The sequence below is a fragment of the Pseudarthrobacter sp. NamB4 genome, assembly GCF_005796185.1.
Classification (GTDB): domain Bacteria; phylum Actinomycetota; class Actinomycetes; order Actinomycetales; family Micrococcaceae; genus Arthrobacter.
The window spans coordinates 95,819-102,937 of record NZ_VAHM01000014.1; the positions used below are offsets into that span (position 1 = coordinate 95,819).

General features: G+C 65.1%; 10 protein-coding genes. 7 read left to right on the forward strand and 3 right to left on the reverse strand.

All coding sequences use genetic code 11. The features are described 5' to 3' along the window. Nucleotides 1-12 precede the first annotated feature (12 nt). The 5 genes from FDW81_RS13870 to FDW81_RS13890 all read left to right on the forward strand — a co-directional run bounded on the left by FDW81_RS13870 (nt 13) and on the right by FDW81_RS13890 (nt 3,734). The gene (locus tag FDW81_RS13870; RefSeq protein WP_240720277.1) at nt 13-393 is read left to right on the forward strand and encodes an acetylxylan esterase; all 381 of its coding nucleotides are present in this window, start codon (nt 13-15) and stop codon (nt 391-393) included. 57 nt (nt 394-450) lie between these two features. Then, nucleotides 451-1,779, forward strand: coding sequence for a glycoside-pentoside-hexuronide (GPH):cation symporter (locus FDW81_RS13875; RefSeq protein WP_138134763.1), 1,329 nt, complete (start codon nt 451-453; stop codon nt 1,777-1,779). Nucleotides 1,780-1,994: 215 nt separating this feature from the next. Continuing rightward, the gene (locus FDW81_RS13880; RefSeq protein ID WP_138134764.1) at nt 1,995-3,128 is read left to right on the forward strand and encodes a 3-deoxy-7-phosphoheptulonate synthase; all 1,134 of its coding nucleotides are present in this window, start codon (nt 1,995-1,997) and stop codon (nt 3,126-3,128) included. A gap of 143 nt (nt 3,129-3,271) precedes the next feature. Beyond that, nucleotides 3,272-3,484: a helix-turn-helix domain-containing protein gene (locus FDW81_RS13885; protein ID WP_066278759.1), complete on the forward strand. Its 213-nt coding sequence runs from the start codon at nt 3,272-3,274 to the stop codon at nt 3,482-3,484. 151 nt (nt 3,485-3,635) lie between these two features. After that, on the forward strand, nt 3,636-3,734 hold the full coding sequence (locus FDW81_RS13890; RefSeq protein ID WP_003792170.1) for a 30S ribosomal protein bS22: 99 nt from the start codon (nt 3,636-3,638) through the stop codon (nt 3,732-3,734). 66 nt (nt 3,735-3,800) lie between these two features. On the opposite strand, the gene FDW81_RS13895 is transcribed toward FDW81_RS13890, so the two are convergent. After that, entirely contained in the window at nt 3,801-4,619 is an 819-nt protein-coding gene (locus FDW81_RS13895) for an HAD family phosphatase (RefSeq protein WP_138134765.1), read from the reverse strand. 90 nt (nt 4,620-4,709) lie between these two features. Between FDW81_RS13895 and FDW81_RS13900 the strand changes: the two genes are divergently transcribed. Both FDW81_RS13900 and FDW81_RS13905 read left to right on the forward strand, forming a co-directional pair. Then, a complete protein-coding gene (locus FDW81_RS13900) occupies nt 4,710-4,964 on the forward strand; it encodes a glutaredoxin family protein (RefSeq protein WP_138134766.1) in 255 nt (84 codons plus the stop codon). A gap of 104 nt (nt 4,965-5,068) precedes the next feature. After that, nucleotides 5,069-5,794 (forward strand): redox-sensing transcriptional repressor Rex, encoded by a 726-nt coding sequence (locus tag FDW81_RS13905; protein ID WP_138134767.1) that lies wholly within the window; start codon nt 5,069-5,071, stop codon nt 5,792-5,794. A 48-nt stretch (nt 5,795-5,842) separates the two neighbouring features. Here FDW81_RS13905 and FDW81_RS13910 read toward each other — a convergent pair whose 3' ends face one another. After that, nucleotides 5,843-6,607 carry a hypothetical protein gene (locus FDW81_RS13910; RefSeq protein ID WP_138134768.1) on the reverse strand — a complete coding sequence of 255 codons (765 nt, stop codon included), beginning with the start codon at nt 6,605-6,607 and terminating at the stop codon, nt 5,843-5,845. A gap of 110 nt (nt 6,608-6,717) precedes the next feature. Then, on the reverse strand, nt 6,718-7,119 hold a 402-nt coding region (locus tag FDW81_RS13915; RefSeq protein ID WP_138134769.1), incomplete at its 5' end, for a hypothetical protein.

Genomic DNA, 7,119 nt, shown 5'->3' on the forward strand with positions numbered 1-7,119 from the left:
ACCATTTCCCGGATGGGACGATTCGGGAAGCCAGGGCTTTCCCGCTTCGGGCAAGCTTTGAACCGGTGGAGAACCCTCTCGGTGATCGACACCTTCGACGTCACCTTCTCCGGCTACGGCGGGGCCCCAGTCAAAGGCTGGCTGCATTTTCCCGCCCACCGGGAGCCGGAGGCCGCCCTGCCGGTAATAGTCCATTACGTGGGCTACTCCGGTGGCACCTGTCCGCCCTTCACCGTCTTCGCCAGCTTCAATGCCTACGGTTCCGGCACCGCGGGTTCGTCAGGCAACGGCCCCGCCAAGGACATCGAGGTCTACAGGTTCAACAACCACGAGGGCGGCCAGGAACACCAGTGGATCCGGCAACTGCTGTTTCTGCGCAAAATTTTGGGGTAAGTTTCCTTCTGCGGGTCCAGAAAACGGTTTCCCAGCCCGCGCAGGAATAAGGAAGCAATGAAGAGACTCAGCAGGCTCAGCGTCTTCGGCTACGGCGCCGGCGATGCCGCCAACAGCATGATCATCAGTACTGGGAACATGTTCCTGCTTGTCTACTACACAGATGTTGCGGGGATCGGGGCAGCAGCGGCGGGCACCCTGCTGCTGCTGGCCCGGGTGTTCAACGCCTTCACGGACGTTGCCGCCGGCCGGATCGTGGACCGCGTCCACAGCAGGCGCTGGGGCAAGTTCCGCCCCTTCCTGATGTTCGGCTTCGTTCCCCTGCTGCTGAGCGTGGCGGTGTTCCACGTTCCCGACGTGGACCCGTCCCTGAAACTGCTCTATGCGTACTGCACCTACGGCCTGGTCTGCGTTGCCTACAGCATGGTCAACGTGCCTTATGGCTGCCTCGTGGGCGCCATGACCCAGGACGCCAAGGAACGTGCACGGCTCGGCGGCGCGCGCACCATCGGCGGGCTGTCGGTGGGAGCCACCCTTGGCTTCTTCATCGCCCCGCTCCTCGGCGCGGGCCAGGACATGCAGCAGATCTTCACATGGCTGACCCTTGCGTTCGCGGTGCTGGGCTCAGCCCTCTACTTCCTTACCGGGGTTGTCTGCGTTGAGCAGGTTCCAGGGAGCATCCCCAAGATCACGTTCAGGCAGAGCGTCACAGCCCTGAGAGCCAACTCCCCGCTGCTGATCCTGTGCGTCAGCTCCGTCCTGTTCGTCACCGGAACGTCAGCCACCGGCGCAGCGCAGTTCTACTACCTTCGTGACGTCCTGTCCCGTGTTGACCTGTTCCCCGTCATGGCCGGCGCCCAGGTGGTCATCACCCTCGCCTTGGCCGTCTTCATCCCGCGTCCGGTCGCGCGCTGGGGCAAACGGGCCGTGTACAGCGCGGGGGCCAGCCTTGGCGGGGCCGGCGGCGTGCTGGTCTTCCTTGCCCCGGTGGACGCGCCCCTGGTTGGCCTGGCCGGCCTGCTGTTGGGGCTCCTTGCCTCAGCATCCGTCAGTATCGTTACGTGGGCGCTCATTGCGGACACCGTGGAGTACGGCGAGTGGAAAACCGGGGTCCGCGTGCAGGGGATCAATTACGCGCTCCTGGCCGCCACGAGGAAGCTCGGCATGGGGTTCGGCGCCGGCCTGGTGGCCTTCTCCCTTGCCTTGGGCGGCTACGCATCCGGGGTGCCGGAGCAGTCCGCGTCGGCCACGCTCGCCATCCGGGCTGCTGCCGGCCTGCTGCCCGGCGTTTTGGTGCTGGCATCTGTCGGAATCATGTACTGGTACCGGCTGACTGACCAGAAGCATGCGGAGCTGGTGGCGCGGCTGACCAGGGAGGCGGCGTAACAGTTTTGCCGTGCAGCGATGCTCCCGCTATGGTTCAAGGCATGACTAACCGTTGGTATGCGTATTTTTCGTTGGCTCTGGAGGGGCCCGCGTCTAACTGACACGCATCCAACTTTCCTTCAGAGCCAACAGGGCAGAGATTATTCTCTGCCCTTCGCCGTTTCTCCGGCGGGTTCTGATCCGGGCCCGCTTCCCATCTGGAACAGGACCACACCATGAGCACCGCAACAGCCCCCGCAAGCACCACCGCCGGCACCAAAGCCGTACAGTCGACGTCGAACCTGCGCGTCAGCGAATTCACGGCGCTGCCCACACCCTCCGAACTCATCGCGGAACTGCCGCTGGACGCCAGCGTTACTGACGTCGTCGAACGCGGACGCGACGAAGTCCGCGCTGTCATGGACGGCCTGGACGACCGCCTCCTGGTGATCGTTGGCCCTTGCTCCATCCATGACCCCGAGGCGGGGCTGGAGTACGCCCGCCGCCTGGTCAGCCAGGCCGAGAAACACCGGGAAGACCTGCTGATCGTCATGCGGACCTACTTCGAAAAGCCGCGCACCACCGTGGGCTGGAAGGGCCTGATCAACGATCCACGGCTGGACGGCAGCCATGACATGGTGACCGGCCTCCGCGCCGCCAGGCACTTCCTGCAGCAGGTCACCGCGCTGGGGCTGCCCACCGCCACGGAGTTCCTCGAACCGATCAGCCCGCAGTACATGGCGGACCTGATCTCCTGGGGCGCCATCGGGGCCCGGACCACCGAAAGCCAGATCCACCGGCAGCTCGCCTCGGGCCTCTCCATGCCCATCGGCTTCAAGAACGGAACCGACGGGGACCTCCAGGTGGCCATCGACGCATGCGGTGCCGCCGCTGCCGCCCAGGCCTTCCTCGGGATTGACGGCGACGGGCGGGCAGCACTCGTGGCCACCGCCGGAAACCCTGACACCCACGTCATCCTGCGGGGCGGACGGAAGGGGCCGAACTACTCAGCGGCCGACGTCGAAGCTGCCTCGGCCAAGCTGGCCGGCAAGCGGCTGAACCCGCGCCTCATTGTCGATGCCAGCCACGCCAACAGCGGCAAGAGCCACCACCGCCAGGCCGAAGTGGCACTGGAGATCGGGGCGCAGCTCGATGACGGCGGCGCCTCCGCGCAGGCCATTGCCGGCGTCATGCTCGAAAGCTTTCTGGTGGGCGGCGCCCAGAACCTCGACGTCGCCGCTCATGCCGCGGGACGGTCGGACCTGGTGTACGGCCAGAGCGTCACTGATGCCTGCATGGACTGGGACGTTTCCGTTTCCGTACTGGACCAGCTCGCCGCCAGTGCACGCAAGCGGAGGGAAGCTAATTAGGGGCTTCCGCTACTTTCACTTCTGCCACATGAACATCTAAAGTATCTGGATAGGTGGTTGGTGGATGGCTCAGCATCGGAACACCGCATTGGCACGTACCTGGGGTCACTGTTGTCCATCCGTCAGCAAAGGAATATAGGGAAATGTCGGCAGAACAGAACTTCTCCAACGCGAAGTTCCTTACCGTGGCTGAAGTAGCCCAGGTCATGCGCGTCTCCAAGATGACGGTGTACCGGCTGGTCCACTCCGGTGAGATGCCGGCAGTGCGGTTCGGCCGCTCCTACCGGGTTCCGGAACAGGCCGTGGAGCAGTACCTCAAGGGTGCCGTGGTGGACGGCCACACAGAGACCGCCTGACAAGCCTGTCCTGAGCGGGCTCCCGGAAGCGGTACCCTGTTAAGGAACGTTTTACGTCATTGTAAGAATCTGTCAGTTGTTCAGTTCGTAGCCTCGTCCACGAACCATTTCCATCAGACAGGTACTGCATCTAGTTTGGTAAGGAACTTTCGTGGGTTCAGTTATTAAGAAGCGTCGCAAGCGTATGGCCAAGAAGAAGCACCGCAAGCTGCTTCGCAAGACCCGTCACCAGCGCCGCAACAAGAAGTAGAGATACTTCGGACAGCGTAGAAATGCCCGTCGCCATCAAGGCGGCGGGCATTTCTGTTTCCGGGAGCTAGACCCGCGGGCCGCGGATGCGGGCGAAGCCTTTCCACAGTCCGTAGACGGCGCCGCCGGCCGTCGCAGCCTTGAGGCCGAACGTAGCTGCCCGGCGTCCTGCCCGGAAGTCGTAGACGGGCCAGTTGTGGTCCCGCGCATGGCGGCGGAGGCGGGAATCCGGGTTGATGGCCACCGGGTGGCCCACCAGGGACAGCAGCGGGATGTCATTGTAGGAGTCGCTGTAGGCCCAGCAGCGCCTCAGGTCCAGGTCTTCGGCCTCCGCAATGCCTTGCACCGCCACTGCCTTGGCGGAGCCGTGCAGGATGTCCCCCACCAGCCGGCCCGTGTACATCCCGTCCGATATTTCGCCCACAGTGCCCAGGGCGCCGGTGAGCCCCAGCCGGGTGGAGATCACCGTGGCCACCTCGATGGGGGTGGCCGTCACCAGCCACACCCGCCGCCCCACCCGCAGGTGCTGCTCAGCGAGGGCCTTGGCGCCAGGCCAGATCCTGGAGGCGATCATTTCGTCGTAGACTTCCTCGCCGAGGGCCTTGATGTCCTTTACGGTGATGCCGGCTGCCAGGGTCAGGGCTGAGTCGCGGACTGCGTGGACGTCGTCCATGTTCTCTCCGCGGGCCATGAACTTGAACTGCTTCCATGCGAAGCCGGCCGCCTGGGCCATGGTGAACGCGCCGCGCTGGTGCATCTTGCGTGCCACGTGGAAGAGGCTGGCGCCGCGCATCAGGGTGTTGTCCACATCGAAAAACGCCGCCTCGCCCGGCTGCGGCGCAGCAACCGGCTTGGTGACTACGGCGACGTATTTCTCCTCGGGCATGGAGTTGAGTCTAGTCAATCCGCTCTGCATCCCCTTGCGCTGCTGCACCCGGGCGTCGCCGGGCACCGCGAACGGGGATACGGTTAAGGAATGGCCACACCCCGCGTTGTCCTCATCACCAAAGCAGACTGCCACCTTTGCCAGGACGCGCGCGACGCCGTCGGGCGGGTTACCGCCGCCCTGGGGCTTGAGTGGACGGAAGAGCCGGTGGACCACCAGCCGGAACTTCGTAAGCGCTTCGCGGAGGAGATTCCGGTGGTCCTGGTGAATGGCGTGCAGCGGGATTTTTGGAAGATTGACGAAGCCCGGCTTGAACGGGTGCTCCAACGGGCCATGGCGCAGTAGGGCGGCGGTATCCATGACGGCGCGAACAATGGTGCCACCTGCTTTGTTGCCATCGCGGGCGGGGCTCTAGAGTGGAGTCACAACGCAATGCGAGGGAGGGACGGGTGAGTTCGCTGGATTCAACTCCCCACGCTGTCCCGGACCTGCCTGACTCCGCTTCCGCCGCTGGTGCCGCAGCCGCCCCCGGTGCCAAGCAGATTCCGCCCGCTGCAGTGGCGCGGCTGACCCTTTACCTTCGCGCGCTCAATACCCTCCTGGCCGAGGGCGTGGAACGGGTCTCCTCCGAGTCTTTGGCAGAGGCCTCCGGCGTCAGTTCGTCGACGCTGCGCAAGGACCTCTCCCATGTCGGTTCCTACGGAACCAGGGGCGTGGGCTACGAGGTGCAGTACCTGAGCCGGCACATCGCCGCCGCCCTTGGCTTAACGCATGACTGGAAAGTCGCCATCGTCGGGGCCGGTAACCTGGGCAAGGCGCTGGCACGGTACGGCGGCTTCGAATCCCGCGGGTTCGACGTCGTGGCCATCTTTGATGCCGACCAGATGGTGATAGGTAATGAGGTGGGCTGGCTGCGCGTCAGCGACGTGGCCGACCTGGAGACCGTGCTGCACCGCACCGGAGCGAACATGGTGGTGCTTGCCCTGCCCGCCGCTGTTGCCCAGGATGTGTGCGACCGGGTAGTGGCGGCCGGGGTCCACAGCGTCCTGAGCTTCGCCCCGGTGATGCTCCAGGTTCCGGAGGGGGTCAACCTCCGCAAGGTGGACATGGCCACCGAACTGCAGATCCTGGCCTACCACGCGCAGCGGGCGCAGGCCCCGGAACAGACCGCCTAGCATTCGGCGGCTGGGGACCCACGCCCGCAGGGGTGGTTCGTGCGCCTCTTACCGGCCGTACGGGTTGCCCATGCCGCCGCCGTACGGGTTGGCAAACGGCTGCTGTCGCCGGAAATAGGGAGCGGCCGCCGGCAGGTACAGCAGCACAATGGCCGCGATTCCCAGCAGGGTGCCCAGGGTGGCGATGCTGGGCGGGCCGAAGAGTCCCAGAACCGAAAGCGCCGCGAAGACGGTGCCCAGGATACGGGCCCAGTTCTTGCCCTTGCGGACAAAGAACGCCACCAGGAGATACAGCGCCAGGCCGATGATGGCGAACACCACCAGGGTTCCGGCAATAACGCCCTTCATATCCTCGTAGGTGACGCCGGCCCCGCTGCCCTCAACCTGGTCTTCGAACACATCCCGGAACATGGGATCGTCCAGGGTGGCCAGGCCGGTCAGTGTGGAAATCACGAAGATCACTGCAGACGCGATCAACAGCCAGAAGGAAATGTTCACCAGCTTGGGAACGCCACCGGTTCCGGACGGCTGCGGCTGCTCCGACGGGTACTGGGCATATGGGGACTGGCCGTACGGTGACTGGCCGAACTGCTGCTGCCCGTAGCCTGGAGCTGCCGGAGGGTTCTGCCCGTACTGGGGTGCGTTCTGCCCGTACTGGGGTGTGCCGGAGTTCTGGCCGTACTGCGGCGGGTTCTGCCCGTACTGGGGTGCGCCGGACTGGCCATACTGCGGCGCGTTCTGGCCATAGCGGGGAGCCTCGCCGCCGGACTCGGGATCGTTCGGGACGGGAGGCGGGACGGGGGGTGTGCTCATCAGCGGTCCTTTGGCATGTCGGGTTGCAGGTAGGCTGCCGGGATCGGTCCTGTACCCTACCCCCAGCATGGCTTAAGTCCACCGTACCCCCCGGGCGGGCGGCTAGGGGATCATTCGGCAGAGGTATTCCGCCGCGCTGCCGATGCCGCAAAATAGGCCCGGGACGCTGGCAGCCAAAGAAGCGCCGCGGCAACCAGGCTGATGAGGAAGGCAACCCAGTTGCCAGCCTGTCCCACGCCCATGGCGCCATTGGCCACGGCCAGTACCAGGGTGGCCCCGGACAGTGCCGTCAGCGCCAGTCGTGCCCAGTTCCTGCCGGCTTTCATCCTGACCGCAAGGACCATCTGCATAGCCCCCACCGCGGCGGCCAGCAGCATCAGGGTGACGACGGCGGCAGCGGTAGAGGGTGCTGCCGAAAAAAGCACCAGGGACGCCAGCATTCCCAGGAGCCCGCCGAGCATGCCCAGTATGCCGCCGATGAACCAGATCCAGAACGAGACCTTGATTTCGGT

Excerpts from the sequence above, each read along its gene's own strand:
- FDW81_RS13910 (WP_138134768.1), bottom strand. The coding sequence starts at position 6,607 with ATGAGCACACCCCCCGTCCCGCCTCCCGTCCCGAACGATCCCGAGTCC.
- FDW81_RS13875 (WP_138134763.1), top strand. The coding sequence starts at position 451 with ATGAAGAGACTCAGCAGGCTCAGCGTCTTCGGCTACGGCGCCGGCGAT.
- FDW81_RS13870 (WP_240720277.1), top strand. The coding sequence starts at position 13 with ATGGGACGATTCGGGAAGCCAGGGCTTTCCCGCTTCGGGCAAGCTTTG.
- FDW81_RS13885 (WP_066278759.1), top strand. The coding sequence starts at position 3,272 with ATGTCGGCAGAACAGAACTTCTCCAACGCGAAGTTCCTTACCGTGGCT.
- FDW81_RS13900 (WP_138134766.1), top strand. The coding sequence starts at position 4,710 with ATGGCCACACCCCGCGTTGTCCTCATCACCAAAGCAGACTGCCACCTT.
- FDW81_RS13880 (WP_138134764.1), top strand. The coding sequence starts at position 1,995 with ATGAGCACCGCAACAGCCCCCGCAAGCACCACCGCCGGCACCAAAGCC.
- FDW81_RS13895 (WP_138134765.1), bottom strand. The coding sequence starts at position 4,619 with ATGCCCGAGGAGAAATACGTCGCCGTAGTCACCAAGCCGGTTGCTGCG.